General features: G+C 45.5%; 19 protein-coding genes. 10 read left to right on the forward strand and 9 right to left on the reverse strand.

The annotated features are described in order from the left end of the window. Positions 1-59 precede the first annotated feature (59 nt). From R7P69_RS12015 to R7P69_RS12025, 3 genes are all read right to left on the reverse strand, one after another. Positions 60-458, reverse strand: coding sequence for a hypothetical protein (locus R7P69_RS12015; RefSeq protein WP_033905718.1), 399 nt, complete (start codon positions 456-458; stop codon positions 60-62). Between the two features lie 102 nt (positions 459-560). Further along, entirely contained in the window at positions 561-1,163 is a 603-nt protein-coding gene (locus R7P69_RS12020) for a response regulator transcription factor (RefSeq protein WP_033905719.1), read from the reverse strand. Between the two features lie 25 nt (positions 1,164-1,188). Continuing rightward, positions 1,189-3,015 carry a sensor histidine kinase gene (locus tag R7P69_RS12025; protein WP_054574780.1) on the reverse strand — a complete coding sequence of 609 codons (1,827 nt, stop codon included), beginning with the start codon at positions 3,013-3,015 and terminating at the stop codon, positions 1,189-1,191. A gap of 179 nt (positions 3,016-3,194) precedes the next feature. On the opposite strand from R7P69_RS12025, the gene dsrO reads away from it, so the two are divergent. From dsrO to R7P69_RS12075, 10 genes are all read left to right on the forward strand, one after another. After that, complete coding sequence (dsrO, locus tag R7P69_RS12030; protein WP_238952031.1) at positions 3,195-3,962, forward strand: sulfate reduction electron transfer complex DsrMKJOP subunit DsrO; 768 nt, start codon at positions 3,195-3,197, stop codon at positions 3,960-3,962. Further along, on the forward strand, positions 3,959-5,089 hold the full coding sequence (nrfD, locus tag R7P69_RS12035; RefSeq protein WP_238952032.1) for an NrfD/PsrC family molybdoenzyme membrane anchor subunit: 1,131 nt from the start codon (positions 3,959-3,961) through the stop codon (positions 5,087-5,089). Before dsrO ends, nrfD begins: the two co-directional genes overlap by 4 nt. A 17-nt stretch (positions 5,090-5,106) precedes the next feature. Beyond that, on the forward strand, positions 5,107-8,199 hold the full coding sequence (locus R7P69_RS12040) for a tetrathionate reductase subunit A (RefSeq protein ID WP_054574782.1): 3,093 nt from the start codon (positions 5,107-5,109) through the stop codon (positions 8,197-8,199). A gap of 277 nt (positions 8,200-8,476) precedes the next feature. Continuing rightward, positions 8,477-9,040, forward strand: coding sequence for a c-type cytochrome (locus R7P69_RS12045; RefSeq protein ID WP_372082336.1), 564 nt, complete (start codon positions 8,477-8,479; stop codon positions 9,038-9,040). An 8-nt stretch (positions 9,041-9,048) separates the two neighbouring features. Next, on the forward strand, positions 9,049-10,101 hold the full coding sequence (locus R7P69_RS12050) for a c-type cytochrome (RefSeq protein ID WP_054574784.1): 1,053 nt from the start codon (positions 9,049-9,051) through the stop codon (positions 10,099-10,101). 301 nt (positions 10,102-10,402) lie between these two features. Beyond that, complete coding sequence (locus R7P69_RS12055) at positions 10,403-11,734, forward strand: paraquat-inducible protein A (RefSeq protein WP_238952033.1); 1,332 nt, start codon at positions 10,403-10,405, stop codon at positions 11,732-11,734. Beyond that, positions 11,727-13,373 carry an intermembrane transport protein PqiB gene (pqiB, locus tag R7P69_RS12060; RefSeq protein WP_238952034.1) on the forward strand — a complete coding sequence of 549 codons (1,647 nt, stop codon included), beginning with the start codon at positions 11,727-11,729 and terminating at the stop codon, positions 13,371-13,373. The genes R7P69_RS12055 and pqiB overlap by 8 nt, the downstream gene beginning before the upstream one ends. Then, on the forward strand, positions 13,373-13,951 hold the full coding sequence (locus tag R7P69_RS12065; RefSeq protein WP_054574786.1) for a membrane integrity-associated transporter subunit PqiC: 579 nt from the start codon (positions 13,373-13,375) through the stop codon (positions 13,949-13,951). The genes pqiB and R7P69_RS12065 overlap by 1 nt, the downstream gene beginning before the upstream one ends. A 102-nt stretch (positions 13,952-14,053) precedes the next feature. Continuing rightward, a complete protein-coding gene (locus R7P69_RS12070) occupies positions 14,054-14,827 on the forward strand; it encodes a hypothetical protein (RefSeq protein WP_005385811.1) in 774 nt (257 codons plus the stop codon). Positions 14,828-15,033: 206 nt separating this feature from the next. After that, positions 15,034-15,273 carry a hypothetical protein gene (locus tag R7P69_RS12075; RefSeq protein ID WP_054574787.1) on the forward strand — a complete coding sequence of 80 codons (240 nt, stop codon included), beginning with the start codon at positions 15,034-15,036 and terminating at the stop codon, positions 15,271-15,273. Between the two features lie 61 nt (positions 15,274-15,334). Here the strand turns inward: R7P69_RS12075 and R7P69_RS12080 are convergent, their stop codons facing one another. From R7P69_RS12080 to rpsA, 6 genes are all read right to left on the reverse strand, one after another. After that, positions 15,335-17,173, reverse strand: a complete 1,839-nt coding sequence (locus R7P69_RS12080; RefSeq protein ID WP_054574788.1) for an extracellular solute-binding protein — start codon at positions 17,171-17,173, stop codon at positions 15,335-15,337. 499 nt (positions 17,174-17,672) lie between these two features. Beyond that, complete coding sequence (pyrF, locus tag R7P69_RS12085; protein WP_017821659.1) at positions 17,673-18,374, reverse strand: orotidine-5'-phosphate decarboxylase; 702 nt, start codon at positions 18,372-18,374, stop codon at positions 17,673-17,675. An 84-nt stretch (positions 18,375-18,458) separates the two neighbouring features. Then, positions 18,459-19,634, reverse strand: a complete 1,176-nt coding sequence (lapB, locus tag R7P69_RS12090) for a lipopolysaccharide assembly protein LapB (RefSeq protein WP_005376665.1) — start codon at positions 19,632-19,634, stop codon at positions 18,459-18,461. A gap of 18 nt (positions 19,635-19,652) precedes the next feature. After that, positions 19,653-19,949 carry a LapA family protein gene (locus tag R7P69_RS12095; protein WP_053304243.1) on the reverse strand — a complete coding sequence of 99 codons (297 nt, stop codon included), beginning with the start codon at positions 19,947-19,949 and terminating at the stop codon, positions 19,653-19,655. 269 nt (positions 19,950-20,218) lie between these two features. After that, positions 20,219-20,500: an integration host factor subunit beta gene (gene ihfB / locus R7P69_RS12100; protein WP_005385816.1), complete on the reverse strand. Its 282-nt coding sequence runs from the start codon at positions 20,498-20,500 to the stop codon at positions 20,219-20,221. A gap of 213 nt (positions 20,501-20,713) precedes the next feature. Next, positions 20,714-22,384 carry a 30S ribosomal protein S1 gene (gene rpsA, locus R7P69_RS12105; RefSeq protein ID WP_005385817.1) on the reverse strand — a complete coding sequence of 557 codons (1,671 nt, stop codon included), beginning with the start codon at positions 22,382-22,384 and terminating at the stop codon, positions 20,714-20,716. Between the last annotated feature and the right edge of the window lie 66 nt (positions 22,385-22,450).

The following is a 22,450-nucleotide window of genomic DNA, read 5'->3' on the forward strand; positions in this document are numbered from 1 at the left end:
TTCCTAGTTAAAAGACAAAGGTGCTAAATAACTGACGCTAGTGGTCAGAAAGCACGCTTTTATTCTCGGAACACACAGAAAGTCAGATGGACTCGATACTTACGGCCTATCGGTTCCGTCCAATGTTGCGCACCAATATAGGCACTGCACAACCAAATTGCCGAAGCAAAAAGACCCACAAACAGAACAACAATAAATACATCGAGTTGATGTTGAGAAAACTGAATTAACTTTTCAGACAATTCGCACTTGCTGGTTTCTTTAGTATCAATCGACTTGACGCTCGAACGCTCATCAGTAAGTGAAACCGCGGGCGATTCCGTCTCATATTTCATAGAGCATGACGAGGCAAAACCTGAATTTTGCATCAGACACACAACGACCACCCAGCCAATAATCGCCAGTAGCCATTTTGCCCGCTTATGTGGCGTGTGATGTCGTTTAGTCAACAAACTCATAAGAATTCAGATAAAGTAAGAACGAAGAAGATAATACGCGAGTCGTCATAAAGCTCAAGTTGTATCCTCTAAATAGCCTTAAGAGGCTTCACTCGGTAAGCTTTAATCTAGCTTGCCATAAATATATGCCAACTCTGCGACGGTTTTTGCCGAGAACTTCTTCAATAGATTAGCTCGGTGTACTTCAACCGTTCGCATTGCTATGCAAAGTTCGTCAGCAATACGAATGTTGCGCTTTCCTTCAATGATCAAACGTAAAATGTCTTTTTCTCTAGGTGTGAGCGATTCATAAGCCGATTTAGCTGCTGCCATATCGAGGTTTGTGGCAGACTGCGCCTGTCCCTGTAAAATGGCTCGTGCCAGTTCATCGCCTTTGACTGGCTTTTGGAAGAAATTGACCGCCCCAGCTTGCAATGCATCGACCGCCATCGGGACATCACCATGCCCTGTCAGATAAATAACGGCTAACGGGCTGTTGGCTTTATTTAAAACTTGGTGCACTTGCTGACCACGAAGGTTGGGCATTCGGCTATCAAGGATCACGCATCCGGCCTGATGAATGTTCACTTTATCGAGAAAAGATTGCCCATCAGCAAAAGTCGTCACCTTGAACTCATGCTCTTCCAGCATAAAAGCGAGCGAGTCACGCACCGATTCATCATCATCGACTACAAAAACAGGTAGCTGCTTTTCACCGCTGCTCATTGAATGCTCCTATGCCTAGTTCAGATTAGTTTTGATATGGAAACACAAGCTCAACCAAACAACCATGTGGTGCTGTCGAGCTGATGACAAACTCGCCACCATGCATTTCCATCACATCGCGACAAATGGCTAACCCTAGCCCAAGCCCTTCTTCTTTGCTACTCACAAACGCTTGAGTCGGATTCTCTTGCTGCAACCCTGTACCATTGTCTAACACTCGAATAGAGAGTTGATTGATTTGGTAATCGCAATGCAGGGCAATTTTACCTTGATAGCCTGATGAGTGATATTTCTCTTGGAACAAAGTACACGCATCAATCGCGTTGCTGATCACATTAACTAAAACCTGTTGTACGCCAACTGCATCGACAAGTAACGGACGAATGTTCCCTTCTGTACTGGCCACAATAGAAATGTTTTGCTTCTGCATTCTAAAATGGAGCAACTCAATCGTGTCATCAATGAGTACTTGAAGATCGCACGACGTTTTGTCGACACTGCGCTTGCGAATCAACGTTCTTAATCGCTGAATAATTGCATCGGCTCTTTCAACTTGGCCCTGTATTTTCTCAAGTACAGGGACAATATCTTCATGTGGGCGTTTTTTGGCCAAGCGAAGTAAACCGCCTTCACTATAATTGCGAATGGCTGCCAATGGCTGATTGAGTTCATGAGCAAGACTAGTGCCGATTTCTCCGACAATCGCGACCCTTTGTGAATGTTCTAACTGTTCACTTTTCTCTTTTAATCGTAACGATGTCTGCTCCAACGCTTGCTTACTCTTGCTAAATCGATACTCAAGCCAAAAGTGGTACGCGTTCAACACAATCACAAACATGAACAGCGCCCATGCCCATTCTTGATGACTACGCAGCCAGCGTAGAGCCTCACTCCACCAAGGTTGTTGCAACGGATGGAGATCCAGCGCCTGATACAGTTTGTCGATACTCAGCAAGCTGACGGGGGACGTCCAACCTGACGCGCCTGCCGCAATAACCGCAGGGTGTTCAGGTGGCATCGCTAACAATACTTGCGTAATCTGTTTGGCGATCTGAGCTGAGCCGCGCTCTGTTTTGGCAAATGACCAGTTAGGATAAAGCGGTGTGGAAACAGCGCATAACGAGCGCTCGTTCGGCTGTTGATGTAAAACTCGGTAATTACTCGGTTGTAAAAGCCCTTCACTTAGCATCTGTTCCAATAAACAAGCAGGGACAACGGCCGCTTCCACATTGCCATCACGTAATTGATACAGGTTGGCATCAATAGGAAAACCAAGATAGCGGACATCAGAAAAGAAATCGTTTGGATTAAGCCCCATTTTGACTATTTGATAGCGCATCGTTAGATAACCACCAAACGCTTTTTCTGATACCGCCGCAACAGGACGTCCTGAGACATCTTGCACCGTTTGATAACTTGAATTGGCTCGAACCACAAGCGCCGAACCAATGCCGTAATTCGAGTTTTGTGGTGCTCTGCTGGTTAGCGTTGCCATCCACGACAGCGCGTATTGCCTGCCCAACCGCACTGCCTGACCTGGGTTGGTTAAGATGAAATCCATGGTCTGAAACTTCACCGCTTCGCCCATTTCATCCAAGTTAAGGGGATGAAGGACAAAATGCACATCGGAAATTTGCTGATTGAGCCAATCAATGGTCGGTTGCCATCTCTGCTCAGCATAAAGATGGCCGCGTATCGCTAACACGCCCACTTCGACTTTTTGCTTGGCCTGTGGCTGCTCTGCTTTTTGCTCTTGCAGATCTGCTTGTTCAGAAACTGCGCCGTGAGCCAAAGATGCAAAGGCAACTAAGCAAAGAACCCAAAACTGAAGCAACCGTGGCGTTTTGTTCATGATGAGTAGAATCGTTCCTTCGAAAGTAATGGAGCAAGAATAACAGCTACCCTTGGTAAACCACATTTGTTTTAGATCAAGTTTGATCTGGGTATGTGGAAATCCACAATATAAGCCTCGCAGTGCATTTCTCACAATGGAATCAGTCAATTCAAATACAACAAAAAAGCAGGTGAGTTATGGATTCCACCAAACGTCGCTTTCTCAGCGCGGTCACAGCCGGAGCCGCGTTAATTCCAGTCGCTGGCATTGGCACGGCAACTGCGGGAAACATTATTCGAAATAACCAGTCCGCTGACCGAAAAGGACAAGTCGGGAAGCGTTATGCCATGGTGATAGATTTGCGTAAATGTGTCGGATGCCAGGCTTGCACTGTGGGTTGCAGCATCGAGAACCAAGCGCCAATCGGTCAGTTCCGAACCACCGTAAAGCAATACGAAGTTACGTTAGATGATGGCTCTACAGCCACGCGAGAAGCAAAAGCCTTTATGCTACCGCGCCTGTGTAACCACTGCGACAACCCACCCTGCGTGGCAGTGTGTCCGGTTCAAGCAACCTTTCAGCGCAAAGATGGCATTGTCATGGTGGATAACAGCCGCTGCGTCGCCTGCGCGTACTGCGTACAAGCTTGCCCTTACGATGCTCGCTTTATCAATGAAGACACCCTCACCGCAGATAAATGTACCTTCTGTGCTCACCGTCTAGAACAAGGTCTATTGCCTGCCTGCGTGGAAACCTGTGTTGGCGGAGCACGTGTAATTGGTGATTTGAATGATCCATCAAGCGAAGTCCGCCGCTTAATTGCGCAGCACCAAGACGATATCAAAGTGCTAAAACCCAATGAAGGCACCAAGCCACACGTGTTTTACATCGGCATGGATGAACGCTTCACCAGCCACATCGACGGACAACCTGCTATTTACGACCCACAGGGAGAGCGCGCATGAACATCACCGAAGTGTTAGTCCAACCTCAAGCAATGGCTTGGCTCCCGTGGGCAGTGCAGTATTTCTTCTACATCGGCTCGGCTTATGCGGCTGCTGTTTTATTCCTAATCGCCCTATTATTTGAAAAACACACCAGTCACAGACTGCGCGCTGCGCTTGTTCTGACGCTGGCCATCGGCGCCATCGTGGGGCCATTAGCGTTAACTGGCGACCTTCACCAGCCGGGACGAGCTTGGCATTTTTACGCGCACATCACGCCGTGGTCATGGATGTCTCTAGGCTCGCTGTTCCTGCCTGTTTTTTCTGCGCTGGCGGTTGCGACAGCATGGCTGTATCTGCGTCAGGATCTTATCGCACTGCGAAATCAACCGGGAAAAGTACTACCTCTGTTATCTAAGTTGTCGCTTGGTGAATGGGCTATTTCTCGCAAAGTGATGCTCACAATATCTGCAATCACCGTGTTATCAGGCTTAATCATCGCCCTTTATACTGGAGCTGAAATTGCAGTCGTTCAATCGCGCTCTTTATGGCACCAACCCGCGTCGCCGGTTCTTTGGTTTGTTACTGCATTTATGGGCACAGTCGGATTCTCTCTGCTGATTTGGTTACTACTGCCTAGCCAATCGAAAACTCTCACTTCGGGTGATAACAATTTACTCAAAAAATCACTGGTAACGAGCAGCGTTCTGACGCTGATTCTCCTACCCATTTGGGCATCCAACAACTCTACATTTTCGCTCTATTCTAGCGAACAATGGATGCACAACATTGCCTTGCTCACTTTTGTCGTTTTAGGTTGTGTTTTGCTCACCTTCATCTTCTTACGCGATACCCAAAAGTCCACATCAGCCAGATTTCGTCACGTCATAGGGCTCGGCTTTGTGTCTGCTGCCGCATTGGCAAGCGCGTGGCTGATTCGCTGGTTCACCATCATGGAAGTACAAACCATCGCCAAGTTCGATGCAGGGCTGTATCCATACCAACTCACTATGGATGGAAATGGCTGGATAGGCATTATCGGCATGCTCGGATTATGGCTTGCACTGGCACTGCTCGGTTCGGAGCTGGTTCAGCCAAAACAAAAGATCGAAGTAAAAGCCTCATCACTCACCTTAACTGAACGCTAATCAAAGAGGATTTCATCATGGATAACAAACGCCGTCAGTTTTTGAAATCAGGCATTGCAGTGGGTGGGCTTGGCGCATTCGCTGCGGGTTACGCCACCACCACCAAACACATGGTCGAGGGTGCGCTCGAAGGCACTGCGGGAGAAAAAACGCGTGATATTCACCACGGTAACTCGCTTGAACCAGAGTACACGGTCAACAGCAAAGGCAACCTAATCCCTAAACCAAATCAGCGCGTTGCGCCATCGATGTGCTTTGGTTGTTGGTCACTGTGCGGATTGCGTGTACGCATTGATAACCGCAACGACGAGATTTTGCGTATTACTGGCAACCCATATCACCCACTCTCTCATCAGCAACACATTCCGTTCGAAACGCCAGTCAAAGATGCTTATTTAAGTTTGGTAGGAGAAGCGGGCCTTGACGGTCGTTCAACAGCATGCGCACGTGGCAATGGGATGCTAGAAATTCGCAACAGCCCGTACCGCATTACTCAGCCACTGAAACGAGTTGGAAAACGCGGCGAAGGAAAATGGATTCCGATCAGCTACGAGCAATTGATAGAAGAAATCGTAGAAGGTGGTGATTTATTTGGTGAAGGCCATGTTGATGGCTTACGCGACATTCACGATTTAACAACGCCCGTAGATCCTGAAAACCCAGAATATGGACCGAAAGCCAACCAATTGTTAATGACCAACGCCGGTAACGAAGGCCGAGACGACATATTCAAACGCTTCGCGTTCAACAGCTATGGTACACGTAACTTTGGGCATCACGGCTCTTACTGCGGCTACGCATTTCGTGCTGGCAGCGGCGCATTTATGAACGACTTAGATAAGAACGCACACTTAAAGCCAGATTTTGATAATGCGGAATACATCATCTTCATCGGTATGTCGCCTGCGCAAGCTGGCAACCCTTTTAAGCGTCAGGCGCGCCAACTCGCCAATGCGCGAACAGAAGGTAGCTTGGAATACACCATCATCACGCCAAGTTTGCCTGCGGGTTCATCGAGCTTGGCCGCCGGTGACAACAACCGCTGGATACCAATCAAACCGGGCACCGACTCTGCCCTCGTGCTTGGCATGATCCAGTGGATCATCGAAAACCAACGCTACAACAAAACCTTCTTGGCGCAGCCGGGGGCAAACGCGATGAAACGAGCCGGCACCGCGCACTGGTGTAATGCTACGCATCTCGTGATAAGCGATAATCAGCACCCGAGAAACGGCACGTTTTTACGCGCGTCGGACTTGAATCTGCCATTCGAGGGCGAAGCGTTGTCTGACTCCGACCCGTACGTCATCGTGGATGAGCAAAGCGGCGAATTTGGTGTTCATACCCAAGCTGAGGAAGCGGCACTGTTTGTCGATAAAACGGTTTCGCTTGCATCGGGCGAAGTGCGCGTAAAATCGTCTCTACAAAGACTCAAAGAAGAGGCGTTCAAATACAGCCTTGCGTTCTACAGCCAACAATGTGAAATCCCTGTCGAACAAATTGTTGAACTAGCAAAGCGCTTCACCAGTCACGGAACAAAAGCGGTGGTCGATACCCACGGTGGCAACATGCACACCAATGGGTTCTATAACTCGTTTACCATCATGATGCTCAATGCGTTGATTGGTAACATAAATATGAAAGGCGGCGCGATGGCCAAAGCGGGTGGCTACCCAACTTCCGCTGCGGGTCCTCGTTACGACTTCACCAAATTTGCTGGCAAAGTCGGCCCGAAAGGCGTCTTTTTGTCGCGCAGTAAATTCCCCTACCACAAAACAAGCGAATACAAACGTCGCGTTGAGGCTGGTGAATCCCCTTATCCAACTCGCGCGCCTTGGTATCCGTTTGCCGCGCCACTGCTGACAGAGCACCTATCTGCGGCTATTGATGGTTATCCATACCGCGTAAAAGCGTGGATCAATCACATGGCGAACCCAATGTATGGTGTACCCGGTTTGAAAACGCTGCTGGAAGACAAGCTTAAAGATCCAAAACAACTCGGTTTGATTGTGTCTATTGATGCGTTCATTAACGAAACCACCGCGTTGTCGGATTATATTGTACCTGACACGGTCACCTACGAAAGCTGGGGTATGGCAACGCCTTGGCACGACGTTCCGGTGAAAACCGTCACCGCTCGCTGGCCGATTGTGGGAGCGCGAACAGAGAAAACCGCCGATGGTCGTTCAATTTGCTTAGAAAACTTTTTGATTGATGTCGCCAAGAAAATGCAACTGGGCGGCTTTGGTGACAACGCGATTCAAGATGCGCAAGGGAATTGGCACGCTCTCCACAGCGCTGAAGATTTCTACTTACGTTCCGCGGCAAACTTGGCTTATGTGAAAGGCGGGGTGCCTGAAGTTTCGGCAGAAGACATTGCGTGGTCCGGCCTAGAGCGTTTAATGCCAGCCATGCAGAAGACGCTGACAGCGGATGAGATGAAACGTGTGGCGTTTATTTTTGCTCGCGGTGGACGTTTTGAAAATGCAACCGAAGCGTATCAAGGTGAGCAAATGAAGCACAAATGGACACGACCTGTCGCGATATGGAATGAACGTGTCGGCAGCGCAAGAAACACCATGACCGGTGATTTCTACACGGGTTGCCCAACATGGCATCCACAAAAACTGGCCGATGGCACATCAATGGAAGACCAGTTCCCAAGCTCAGAATGGCCTTTCAGCCTGACGAACTTTAAATCCAACATTCACAGTGCGGTATCCAACCTATCGCCAAGGTTGAACTCGATTAAAGGCGTAAACCCAGTGTACATCCATCCAATCGATGCCGAGCGTGCGGGCATTAAAACGGGTGATGAGTTTGTTATCGAGACACCATCTGCAAGCACCAAAGCACTTGCGATGATAGTCAGCGGGATTCGCCCTAGCACACTCGGATTTGAACATGGGTTTGGTCATACCGAGCTAGGACAACGCTCGCACTGGATCGGCGATAAACAACAACCCGTAAAAACGCGCAGCCAAGATGGCGTCAACATTAACGACATTGGCTTAATTGATCCTACCCGAGAAGGTAAAGGTGTATTGTTGGATTGGGTAGTGGGCGCGGCGGCACGTCAGTCCCTGCCGGCCAAAATCCGCAAAGCGTAACGCCGCACGTTAAGACGTCTCTACCACTTAGAGCTGCCGATTTGTGCAGCTCTTCACCACTTTGTTTTTATCGCTTATAGAACAACCAATAAAAACAAATACGGCCATTTACACTTATTAAATATGTGGAAATCCACAATACCTTTCATTATTGGCAAGGCCGACAATATTGTCCAAGTGACTACCAAGTAGCACTTAGACATATTAATAAAAATTAAAGTGAGTCAGCATGTCAAAAATTCTTCCAGTGGTGGTGGCCTGTTTGTTAGCAACCACTATGGGCGCAAGCGCCTCGTCTATTCCGGAAAAAGCCAGCGTATGTAGCGGTTGTCACGGCCAAGATGGCATGGGACAGCCAAATATCGCGCCTATGATCGCTGGTTTAAACGCGAATTATCTCAACACTCAAATCGAACTATTCCTTAGTGGCGAACGCCAAAATGTGGTCATGCAAGGCATGGCGAAGGAACTCAGCGATCCCGCAGATCGGAAGGAAGTGATGGAGTACTTTGCTAACCTCCCGAGCTATGAGTTCACGAATCCAGAACAACGCGGCGACCAAGCTGATATTCGTAACCCGTATCGTAAATTAATTTTCCAAGGCGATTGGGATAGAAACATTCCAGCTTGCGCAACTTGTCATGGAGCCAGCGGTATGGGCGTCGACAAGTTCCCTCGCCTCGCAAGCCAACATGCTGATTACTTAAAAACGCAATTGATGGCATGGAAAAACGGCACTCGCAGTGGTGACCCGCTCAATATGATGGGGACCATCGCAAAAAATCTCACTGACGAAGAGATTGAAAACCTTTCGTACTACTTTGCCTCATTACGTTACTAGGAGCAGACATGAAACGTTTCTATTCTTTGTTCGCATTGCCTTTCATTTCTACGCTCGTACTAGCTAACGATCCGTTACCGGACCGCCAGAAAGAGCTACCTGCGATAGAAAAAGAAAAGCACGGTGAATACTTAAAACCGCGTGATCTCAGTACAATTCCAAACACCGCATTTGGTGAGCAAGTAAAACGCGGTTACTCGCTCTTTGTTAACTCACAACAAATGCGCGGAAAATACGTTGGCAACGAACAAAACTGTGTGAACTGCCATATGGAGGCAGGACGAAAAGCAAACGCTGCGCCACTGTGGGCAGCTTACATGGCATACCCGGCATATCGTAAGAAAAACGATCGCGTAAACAGCTATGCTGAGCGTATCCAGGGTTGTTTCGAGTATTCCATGAACGGTAAAGCGCCCGCTTACGATTCGCCAGAAATTGTTGCCCTTAGTGCTTACGCCTACTGGTTAGCGATGGGCGGCTTGCTTGACAAACATGGTATGGCGGATGAACCCATTCCAGAGCTAGACGCAAAAGCGTTGCAAATTGGTGGAAAAGCAAAAGACTTTCCGTTGCCCGAAGCCATCGCACAAGCATTACCAGTTGAAAAGCGAGGTAATCTCTCTGGGCGTGGCTACCCAAAAATCGCCGCCCCTGAGCAAGAACCATCAATAGAGCGAGGCGCATTGGTCTACGAAAAAAACTGTGAAACTTGCCATCGCGCCAACGGTTCAGGCATCAAAGACACCAACGACCATTCATACATTCCACCACTTTGGGGCGAATATGCGTATAACTGGGGCGCAGGTATGCACCGGATTAACACTGCGGCCTATTTTATTTACGAAAACATGCCGCTTGGGAAAAGTGTGCAGCTGACAGAGCAAGAAGCTTGGGATGTCGCAGCATACGTCAACAGCCATGAGCGTCCACAAGATCCTCGATTCAAAGGCAATGTCACCGCAAACGCGGAGAAATATCACCAGCACCAAGGCTATTACGGCAAAACGCTCAACGGTACGCAAGTCGGCTCCAATGCCTTTAAGAGCGGAACGGTCAAGTAAAGTACAACTAACCACTTTAAATAAAATGCTCTTTTTTCCTGCTCAGACTATCTGGGCAGGGTTACTTACCCTTAAAAACAAGTAATTACCCCTCCACAGACAAGCAATATCACATTATTTTCGGCTTCCAACATACTCATCTTCGCCGTAAAATCTTGTACCAAACGCGACTTCGTTTATGTCTTAGATCTCCCATATCCTCTAATGCCAAAAGTAAGAAACTCGTAAACTCCTGAATCAAAACAAGCGTGCCTAGTGAAAAAAGAGTATTCTTAAAGCAAATGAATCTAAAACCTACCCGATGAGTATTCAACCTAATTCCCGTCAGTTAATTTCATGCGAAGAGTGCGGCCTTGTTGTTCGCATTCCCGATATCGAACAGGGGCAAAAAGCACAATGTCCTCGATGTTCGCATTCGCTGACTAAAGTGAATGCCAAGCCTTACCAAAGCGTGATCGCCATATCATCGGCATGTTTGATCATGTTAGTGCTAAGCATTTCTTTCCCTTTTATGTCGTTCAGCGTGCAAGGGTTGTCGCAAGAAATCACCTTGTTGCACGCTGCCAAAATGCTGGCTGAGTTTCAAAATGTGCTTTTGGGTGTGCTGCTACTCGCAACAGTTATCGTTTTGCCTGCAATCTATGTTGGTCTCATTCTCTTTCTTCACCTTGAAGCATTAAAAGCACGTAAACATACCCCCTCTAGAAAGCAGCAACGAATGGCAAAAGTTTTATGCCGTCTTCTGTTTCGAGTCGAACCCTGGTTAATGGTGGATGTCTTTTTGATTGGCGTGTTGGTCAGCTTAATTAAAATCGCTTCCCTCGCAGACATAGGAATGGGCACTTCATTCTGGGCGTTTTGTGTATATACCGTTCTGGTAGTCAAATGCATATCAATGGTCGACAAAAGCTGGCTCTGGGGGCACTTTATTCCAGCTATCGAGCTATCTGATGTAAAAGAGGGTGATACGCACCATAACCTCAACCATATTGGTTGTCATACGTGTCACCAGCTCAACCCTATTGAAGCTAAAAAACACCAACACTGCATTCGTTGTAAAAGCCCTATTCACAAATACAACCCCGCAGACAATTTACAAAAAGCTTGGGCGCTTTTGTTTGCTTCAGTCATTTTCTATATCCCTGCGAACCTCTACCCTATGATGTACACCGTAAGCCTTGGACATGCAGAAGGTTCAACTATCATGGAGGGGGTAATATTGCTTTGGCATTTAGGTTCTTACCCTATTGCGATGGTAATTTTCTTTGCTAGCGTATTTATTCCAATGGCGAAAATGCTGGCACTCGCGTGGCTGTATTACAATGCGCAAAAAGCGCGATATCTTCCGCACGAAGAGAGTATTTCACGCTTAAAGATCTACCGCATAACTGAGTTTATTGGTCGTTGGTCCATGATCGATATCTTCGTCGTCGCGATCTTAGTTGCACTGGTTCAGCTGCAAAACTTAATGGCGATTTATCCAGGTCCTGCTGCGCTCTCTTTCGCGGCAGTGGTCATTTTTACTATGCTTTCTGCAATGATATTTGACTCACGTTTGTTGTGGCAATTGCCACAAAACGAAGTGCAGGAGCCGATTTCTGACAACTTAAACGAGAAAGCCAAATATGAGTGATGAGAACAACGTAACCGCTCAAATAAAACCGCAAAAGCAGATTTCTGCGATATGGATTGTCCCGATCCTTGCGCTAGCCATGGGAGCGTGGATGCTGTTCCAATATATCAACAGTACAGGCCCACAAATTACTCTCCAACTGCCAACCGCAGATGGGATTGAGGTTGGCAAAACCGAAATCCGAGCATTGAATGTAAAAGTCGGACTGATTACTGAAGTCACTCTCAGTGAAAATTACGATCACATCATCGCTAAGGCACAAATGAACAAGGATGCAGAACGCATGCTGCGAGATGACACCATGTTTTGGGTGGTGAAGCCTCGTATTGGCCGTGATGGCGTTTCAGGTTTAGAGACCTTGCTCTCTGGCGCTTATATCCAACTTCAGCCGGGTAAATCTAAAATAGAGAAAGAGCGCTTTACGGTCTTAGATGTTCCCCCAGTGGCCTCTCCTGATGCAGAGGGGTTACGCCTTGTGTTAACACACCGCGAGGCTGGTAAGCTAGGCGTTGGTGACCCCGTCATTTATAAAGGCTTTACGGTTGGTCGTGTAGAGAAAACTAGCTTTGATGTTGACACTCGCAAAGCGTTATACCAACTCTTTATTTTCAAGCCTTATGACAGCTTAGTGCGCACTCGTACCAAGTTCTGGCTGAATTCTGGCGTAGATTTACAGCTCAATGCTGAAGGGTTCGAAGTCAAGTTTGGCTCATTAGAGAGCATGCTAACGGGTGGTGTTACCTTCGATACCGTTCCAGGTCTTGAATCCGGTGAACAGCTCACTGAAAATATGGTCAACTTCCGCTTGTACGATGATATTAAACAACTTCGAGAAGGCATGTACGATGATTATATTGAATTCGTTATGCTTTTTGATGAATCGGTACGAGGACTTAAACGTAAGGCACCTGTCGAATATCGAGGCTTGAGAATTGGTACTGTGATGCGTGTACCAATGCGACTTCCAATCCCAGAAGAGAACTTTTCTGCGAAAAAAATTCCTGTATTGGTACGTATCGAGCTCGGCCGTGTTTATGGCGATTTCCAATCCCAATCTTTACCAATGTTAAAAGATAAATTGAAGAGTGAGTTTGCTAAAGGCCTACGTGGTACTTTAAAAACAGGTAACTTATTAACAGGCGCACTGTATGTTGACGCCGACTTCTATCCAAACGACGAGCCTTACGTACCGAGTAAGTTTGCTGATTTAGATGTTTTCCCAACCATGCGTGGTGGTTTTGCGCAGGTTCAGCGCCAAGTGAACGACTTCCTCAATAAGATTAATAACTTACCAATGGAAGAAACACTAGACTCTCTCAATTCAACGTTAAAAACGTCCGAAAAAACGTTAGCTTCAGCAGAACGCGTGGCGGACAGTATTGATAAACTTTTGAATCAAAAAGAGACGCAAGAGATCCCAACAGATATTCGCCAAAGCTTACAGCAATTACAAAAAACACTCGATGGTTATGGGCCCAACTCAACCATGTACAGCGAAATGGAAGCCACGCTAAAAGAATTAGAAAGCGTGATGACAGAGTTTAAACCCGTACTTAAACAGCTAAACGAAAAGCCAAACTCTCTTGTGTTTGGAGAAGATGAAATCAGTGACCCAATACCAGTTAAAGGCCAAAACTAATGAAACGAGTATTCTTTCTGTCTATCGCGCTATTTGTCGGTCTAACGGGTTGCAGTAGCGCTCCGCAAACTAAAGGAGCTATGTACCTTCTACCTAAGGCGGAACCAGTGACGCTGAGCTCTTCTGATATCGCTCAGCGCCCAACTTTAGTTGTTCGTCCAGTGACATTGGCGAGTTATTTGAATGATAATGGCATTGTTTATCGAACCTCTGAGACCCAAGTTATTCAGGCGAAACACAATCAATGGGCGCACAGTATTTCTGAGCAAATCACTCAGAGAGTCGTCGCGGAGCTGCGTCACAAGCAAAGTCATTACTGGCCGGCTGAAATGAATAATCTGTTGGATCAAAGCGGTGAAGCCAAACTCCAGCTTACGTTAAATAAATTTAATGGCAGCTACAAAGGTAATATCGAAATTGAGGGGGAATGGTTACTCATTAATGCCGAAGGTAAGGTAGAAAACAGCGCGCCAATACAAATCTCACAGCCGCTTCAAGATGAGGGCTATGAAGCGCTCGTCAACGCTTTATCCATAGGCTTAGAAAGCCTAACCTCAGACATTGCCAAACAACTCTAAATCAATGTTAATTACAGGGAAGCAAGTTGCTTCCCTTTTTTATGCAGAGTGTAGCGACTTCTACTAAGCTGAAAGCTGACGAAAAGCCGAAAAGGAAATTGGATGAAACCATGTAACCTGCTATCACTCTCCTCACTCATTCTTGTATTACCTACATCAGTAGCGCTCTCAGCCGAGACACAAGAATCTCGTTGGCGAAATAGCATAGAAGTGTACATGCTAGGACTGAATATCCACGGGGATACCAGTATTGGTCGCTTTTCATCAGAGGTGGATGTCGATCCTAAGTTCATCGTAGACCACCTCGATATTGGGGCGATGTTGCGATTCGAGAGTATTTACCAAAGTAAGTGGGGCTACTACATAGATTATAGTTTCATGAACTTAAGTGGTGATGTTAATAATATCAAGGGCGCTCTGCCTAACGCTCGTTATCGTGCGGACATCGAAATACGGCAAGGTGTTCTAGAAGCAAAGGCATTCCAACGCGAACAATATTCATTTGGTAAACTGGATTATATGTTTGGATTACGTTGGTGGGACAATGACATCACCGGCAAACTGTATCGCAATGATAACCGGGTACTAGAAGATAGACTGTCATTACAAGAAGATTGGGTCGATTTTTTAGTTGGCTTGCGACTCATTGATGAATTGAGCGAAAACTGGCGATTTCATGCCAGTATCGACGCCGGACTTGGCAACGATACTCACTTCACTTATGCCATTCAAACTGGTGTTCGTTATCGCTTTAACGAATGGTCTGATCTCAACTTAGCTTACAAGTCGACCTGGGTTGATTACAAAAATGAGGGAGTATTTGAATATGATACGGCTTCTCAAGGGCTTTTAGTCGGACTTGGCTTTTACTTTTGATCAGGTGAAACCCTAGCCTATATTCAAGCGTTGTAACGTGTACTAGCTCTAGGTACACGTCTAGTGTCGCGTTACAGATGCTTAAATAAGGCAAATTGATCTTCATCAGACTATAAATTGCTCTTCGGTGTTACTCTCTGTCGCAAAATATAAAACCCCACTCTATGACCTCATATAGGTCTTATTGATAAGGTTCCCGAGTAGCAATGTCGATTAACATTTCCGATTTAACCACCGCCCTAAATAAGGTGGAGCATATTCATAAAGTTCAGCTTGAAAACGTACATCAGTTCTTCAAAGCAAACGAAGCTTTTTCGTTGCAAACATTCAGCCAGCTGATATCCAGCGACTCGCTTGATGATCGATTTAAAACCATCGATAGAGCGTTCTTTTTGCTTGGTGATGCAAAAACCTACCTTTTAGAAGTGTCTTACCTTATTAAGTAAAAAAAGAAAGCCCCGATAAAATTCATTATCGGGGCTATCATTTTCTATCTAAACTACTGATTTACAATTTGTAACGATCATCAATTACCGTTAGTTCTGGGAAGGTTTTACCCTCGTCCATCGCTTCTTCTGTCTCTTCTTTTACTTGGTTATCAATCCAGAAATTACCGATATCCATTGGATGAAGCACCCATTCTGTCGCTTTTGTCATGCCGTTTTTAGGAATTTTAACCCAGCGCCAATGAGCAACTCGAGAATAAGGCACCATATAGCCAGGAACGATGATATTTGCTTTGCTGACATAGTTTTGGATTTGATGCGACAAGTCGTAACGCTTCTCCTGATCAAACTCAGAGTCATACGCTTCAATTAACTTGTCTAGCTCAGGGCTGCTGTAGTTGGTGTGCGCATTCGTTTGTGGTCGATTTGCATTATCCGAGTGTAGGTATTCCCAATACGCAGGGATCTCACCAGAGCCCATATTCAAAAACGCTAGCTGATGCTTTTTCTCAAGAATGTATTTAAACGCAGATGAGCCATCCACCAAGTTTAACGTGAACTCAAGACCAGCAAGTTTCGCTTGCTCTTTCAGGTATGCAATACGCGGTGTCCAAGAGTTGTATCCGTAGGTGATGGCAAAGCTCAAGCGTTGGCCCTGGTCGTTAACACGAATACCATCTGCGCCCACTTTGTCAAAGCCCGCTTTTTCGAAGTGTTTAACCGCCGCATCAGCATCAAACTTTGGCGGTGTATTGTTAGGATCATCGTATTCGCCATGACCAAAGCCGAGTCCATGCGGTTTACGTGAATAATCTCCACGCATGATGTTTTCAATCATGCCGTCATAGTCAGTGGCTGCCATAACACCTTTACGCACTTCTAGGTTATCCAACATCGGCATCGCTGTGTTCATCCAAAGACCACCAGCTCCTTGCGGTGCTTCGTTAAAGCCCCAGTACTTTTGGATATAGCCTTTTTTGTACACATCACTATTGGTTTTGTCATGCCAAAAGCTTGGTAGCACCATCTCAAAGTAGTCTAAGTTGCCTTTCTCAAAGTGCTTCATGGCAATATCAGGATCGCGAATTACCTTAATGCGAACCTTTTCAACGTTATAACGGTTTTTATAGTAGCGGTTGTTGTATCCCCACCAATCTTCACCGACATGTTTGAATGTCACGCTCTTACCTTTCTTCACTTGATCAATGTAGTAAGGCGCTGCGGTTGGCTCAGATTTAAAGTTAAACTTTCTGACGAAGTTATCAGGCATGCCATCGTTATTTGCGTCCTTTTCTCCTTCAAAGAAGTGTTCAGGACGAGGCTGAAAACCATTACTTGGCATGTTAATCATAACCATAAGTGAGTCATGACTTTGAGCTACAGCAAGATTGACTTTGATCGTGTAGTCATCAATTTTTTCAACACTCACAATACTGTTTGTGAAGAAGTCGTTATACCACGGGTCGATAATGTCTTTTGACGTGTAGTACTTCATCATAAAGACGTAATCATCTGCTGTAATTTTTTCACCATCTGACCACTCGGCCGTTTCGTCGAGTTTAAAGAATACGGTTTTGTTGTCCTCTCCAAATGCCCATGACTTAGCAAGTTGAGGGATCCATTTGCCAGTATTTGGATGACGCTGAGCCAGTTTTGGTGAACCATCCATTAAGTATTGGCGCAAACCTGAGTTCGCATCTGGACCAACACTTCGTAATGTTTGCGGAAAGCTCTGAATGTAAGTGCGATAGGTGCCACCTCGTACCGCTTCTTCAGAGGCAAATAGAGGTTCGTTGTTGTTTGAAATCCATTCGATATCAGCTGGCAATTCTGCCGCACTCAGTTGAAAACTGGCAGCGGTCAGTGTTGCTAGTACTGAAAATGGCAGTTTTTTAGTCATGTTTCTTCCTTGTTGTGTTTGCGCACTAAGGTCGTAACAAGGAAGACAGCGTGTGAAAGCTCACAGAAAGCTGCGATTTAAAATACGCAGATAGGAAATAATAGGAACGTAATATGAAGTGACGTCCTGCCAGCTTCTATATTAATTTCAAAGAGTTTCACTAGGTCATCCTAGACCTTACAACGCAGTGAATGCATCTTCGCCATAGTATTCTTTAGATATTTGTAACGCAAGCCATCAATAACACATGATTGCATTTTCGAGGCATCACAGTGAGTTATGTTACAAAAGTGTGATCAGCATAGTACCAAGCCCTACTTTACTCAGAATAAACCGCAGAACCTTTATCTCAATTGGCCCCGATATACCAGTTACAGCGAGTAAATGATCAGACATAGCTGGTTAAAAGGAATGGTTGTTTACCGCGATCAGTATTTTCATTCGATATAAAAAGTGAGGCATCTTAGCCTCACTTTTCTCCATACAATCGAGACAGTGCTTACATTTTAGATAAGCTCTCATTGATCGACTTCAGCACTTCTGCAGGATTTGACGCTTGAGTGATAGGGCGACCAATCACAAGATAATCTGAACCTGATTGGATAGCGTCTACTGGCGTCATGATACGGCGTTGGTCACCTTGTTCTGAACCAGCAGGTCGAATACCAGGGGTCACTAATTTAAATTCTTGGCCTAGTTCGCTCTTCAGTAGTGAGGACTCTTGCGCTGAACATACGACACCATCTAAGCCCGCGTTTTTGGTCAAGGTTGCTAGACGAATCACTTGCTCCTGAGGCGCAACATTCAAACCAATACCAGCTAAATCACTTTGTTCCATACTGGTTAGTACCGTTACACCGATAAGAAGTGGACGATCTTTACCATATGGCTCAAGAATTTCACGTGATGCCGTCATCATACGCTCACCACCGCTCGCGTGTACGTTCACCATCCATACACCCATTTCAGCCGCAGCGCGAACTGCTTTCGAACAGGTGTTTGGAATATCGTGAAATTTTAAATCTAGGAATACCGAGAAACCACGTTTATGGAGTTCACGTACAAAATCAGGACCAAATAGCGTAAACATCTCCTTGCCAACTTTTAGTCGGCATGACGCAGGATCAATTCTATCTACAAACGCAAGTGCATCTGCTTGGTTATCATAATCCAGTGCGACAATAACTTTTTGGTCGATCATTTCATCTCCTAACTGTTTTGGTTCTTATTAAATAAAAAGTTAAAAAAATGCAGCGGACAGAAACTCTGCCAGCTGCATTAAGAATTATTCACCATCCAATCCGCGGATTGGCTTGATCGTCCCCCATCCTTTACAGGACGGACAATGCCAATAAAGGGAATGGGTAGAAAATCCACACTTCCGGCATCGGTAATGTGGTTTCACTTTTAACTGTTCACCCACCATCGCTTGTAGTGTTGATAGGCTGTCTTTCGCTCGACCATCTTCTGCTTCTGCAATGTGGTAGTCAATTAAACGGTAGAAGCCCTTCATGGTTGGGTTTTTCAGCAATTGTTTCGTCAGTAACTCTTGAGCAGCCCCAACGTTCTCGTGATGAGCAACTAATTGAGCCAACATCAACTCGGCTGATACGCCAGCTTTCTTATCAATACAAGCTCGCAGAAACTCGACAAGTTCATCTTCCTGACCCAGATGATGATAGCATTCTGCAATAGTTGGCAAGACATCACTGATAAAGTCTTTATCTTGCTCAAGTACCCCTGTCAGATATTTGATGGTGTGCTTATAGTCTTCAGACTCTAGATAAATTCGTCCCAAAGCAATACTTGCTCGAACACACTTCGGGTCTTCCGCTAACGCTTTTTTAAAATGCTGTATTGCCTTATTAGTATTCCCATCAGCTTGGTCGAGCATGGCTATTTCACACCAAAAATGGGCAATATTTGCACGCATCCTTGAGCGTTTATTACCTAACTTAGCCAATTGGTTCGCGTAATAAATCGCCTTTTCCCATTCTCGTGTTTGCTGATAAATGGTCACTAATTGTTGAAGAGCCGCCTCTTTGTAATCTGGCTCTTCGACTAACTGTTCGAAGATTTTCTCTGCACGATCAAGAAAACCTGAGACCATGTAGTCTTTCGCTAACTGTTGAAGGGCGAGGTTCTTTTGGTCCAGTGTTAAGCCTGAACGAGAAATAAGATTTTGGTGAATTCTGATTGCGCGGTCGACTTCACCACGAGACCGGAACAGGTTACCCAACGCAAGGTGAGTATCGATGGTCTCGTTATCAACTTGGAGCAATTCAATAAAGTGATCGACAGCCTTATCTGATTGGTCAGAGAGCAACAGATTAAGACCCGTCATATACTGACGAGAGATTTGATGAGATTGCTTCTGCTTGTCTTGCTGAGCGCTGCGATGCCCCATATACCAGCCATACGCAGCAGCTATAGGCAACAACAAGAAGAGTAGTTCAAGCATTAAAGTTAAGCCTTATCCTTATGCCTGTTTTTCAATGGCTGGCTTATCAGCAGCGTTGTTTGATTCAGTTGGTTCGTACTTTTTCAGTTTTTTCTTTAAACGACGGACCTGTAGCTGAGTTTTCAGTTGGATGCTACCAAAGGTAACCCACGCTAAAGCAAAGCCAACCACAAATACTACACCTAATAGCGTAGATAAGTGGAACTCTCCTTTTGCTAGAAGATAGTTAAAAGTCACGAGCTCTTGGTTTTGGGAACCTAACGCCAATGCAATTAAAAAGAGAGCTAAAACAGCAACGATTTTTATAATTTTCATGTTACATCACCCTTCTAGGAGTAAGTCGGTAAGATTATGCAGGAAAATGCTTCTTCAGACTACGTATATTAGCAATAATCTATACCCAAGTAACCTCAAGATGCTTAGTTTGTAGACATGCTTAGAAGTTAAAGTTATTTGGGTATAGAAAACAGCTGAATCCACAATTAGATTAGTAAACGATCTTGGATGTATGACTAACTTGGATACATTACAAAAAAGCGGCATACACAAACGTATGCCGCTTTTTTCAAACTAATAAGAGTGCATTAACCAATATTTACACGCTCACGAAGTTCTTTACCAGGTTTGAAATGTGGAACGTATTTACCTTCCAATTCCACTTTATCGCCCGTTTTAGGGTTACGACCTACGCGAGGCTCGCGGTAATGAAGAGAAAAACTACCAAAGCCACGGATCTCGATACGGTCACCGCTCTCTAGTGTAGAGGCCATGTGCTCTAAAATATCTTTTACAGCATCCTCTACCTCTTTCGCTGATAAGTGTGTTTGCTCAGCGCAGAGTCTTTCAATCAGTTCAGACTTAGTCATAGTTGCCCTCTTTGAGTATCTTTATCACTTATTATAGTAAGTAATACTAATTCCAACAAACACTTGCTGACAATTCTAGACAAATTTTATGCAAAATGCGCAATGAAGAAATGCCTTTTATTAAGATAGTTTACTGTCATTAGTATTACTACTTAAATATGACCAAATATAAAAAAGGAGCCTTGCGGCTCCTTTTTTGCTTAAGCGAGTATATTATTCGCCTTTAGCAGCTTTGAAAGCGTCAGCCATTGCGTTACCGAATGCATTGTCATCTTGCTTGTTGATAGATGCCATTGCTTCTTGCTCGTCAGCTTCGTCTTTAGCTTTGATAGATAGGTTGATTACGCGGTTCTTACGGTCTACACCTGTGAACTTCGCTTCAACAACATCACCAGCGCTTAGGATTAGAGAAGCATCTTCTACGCGATCGCGTGATACTTCAGAAGCACGGATGTAACCTTCAACGCCTTCTGCGATTTCAACAGTAGCGCCTTTAGCGTCAACAGCAGTTACAGTAGCGTTAACTAGAACACCTTTCTTGTTGTCAGCAACGTAAGCATTGAATGGGTCATTTTCCATTTGCTTGATGCCTAGAGAGATGCGCTCACGCTCAGCGTCTACTGCTAGAACAACTGCAGAGATCTCGTCGCCTTTCTTGTACTCACGTACAGCTTCTTCGCCAGCAACATTCCAAGAAATGTCAGATAGGTGAACTAGACCGTCGATGCCGCCTTCTAGACCGATGAAGATACCGAAGTCAGTGATAGACTTGATCTTACCAGTAACTTTGTCGCCTTTAGCTTGTGCTTCAGCGAATGACTGCCATGGGTTAGCTTTACACTGTTTCAGACCTAGAGAGATACGACGACGTTCTTCGTCGATTTCAAGAACCATAACCTCAACTTCGTCGCCAACATTAACAACTTTAGAAGGGTGGATGTTCTTGTTAGTCCAATCCATTTCTGAAACGTGAACTAGACCTTCAACGCCTTCTTCGATTTCAACGAAGCAGCCGTAGTCAGTTAGGTTAGTTACGCGACCAGTTAGTTTGTGACCTTCTGGGTAACGCTTAGCGATTGCTACCCATGGATCTTCGCCTAGTTGCTTAAGACCTAGTGATACGCGAGTACGCTCACGGTCGAACTTAAGAACTTTAACTTGGATCTCGTCACCAACGTTAACGATTTCAGATGGGTGCTTAACGCGCTTCCAAGCCATATCAGTGATATGTAGAAGACCGTCAACGCCACCTAGGTCAACGAACGCACCGTAGTCAGTAAGGTTCTTAACGATACCTTTAACTTCAGAACCTTCTTGTAGAGTTTCTAGAAGCTCGTCACGCTCAACGCTGTTCTCTGATTCGATAACTGCACGACGTGAAACAACTACGTTGTTACGTTTTTGGTCAAGTTTGATAACTTTGAACTCTAGCTCTTTGTTTTCTAGGTGAGCAGTGTCGCGGATTGGACGTACGTCTACTAGAGAGCCAGGAAGGAAAGCACGGATACCGTTTAGTTCAACAGTGAAACCGCCTTTAACTTTACCGTTGATGATACCAACAACAGTTTCAGCTTCTTCGTAAGCTTTCTCAAGTACGATCCAAGCTTCGTGACGCTTAGCTTTCTCACGAGAAAGTTGAGTTTCACCGAAACCATCTTCAACAGCGTCTAGAGCTACGTCTACTTCAGCGCCAACTTCAACTTCAAGTTCGCCAGCAGCGTTCTTGAACTGTTCAGCAGGGATAGCAGATTCAGACTTAAGACCAGCGTCAACAAGAACGAAACCGTTCTCGATAGCTACTACAGTACCTTTAACGATGCTGCCTTGTTGGAATTCTGTTTCGTTTAGAAACTCTTCAAAGAGTTGAGCAAAAGATTCAGTCATTTAATTAATCTTCAATAAATTAAACTTCCACGGGTATCCTACCGCATGGGGTTATTAAATTCGCCA

Origin of the sequence: Vibrio sp. 661 (assembly GCF_033339315.1) — a bacterium.
In the GTDB taxonomy this organism is placed as follows: domain Bacteria; phylum Pseudomonadota; class Gammaproteobacteria; order Enterobacterales; family Vibrionaceae; genus Vibrio; species Vibrio alginolyticus.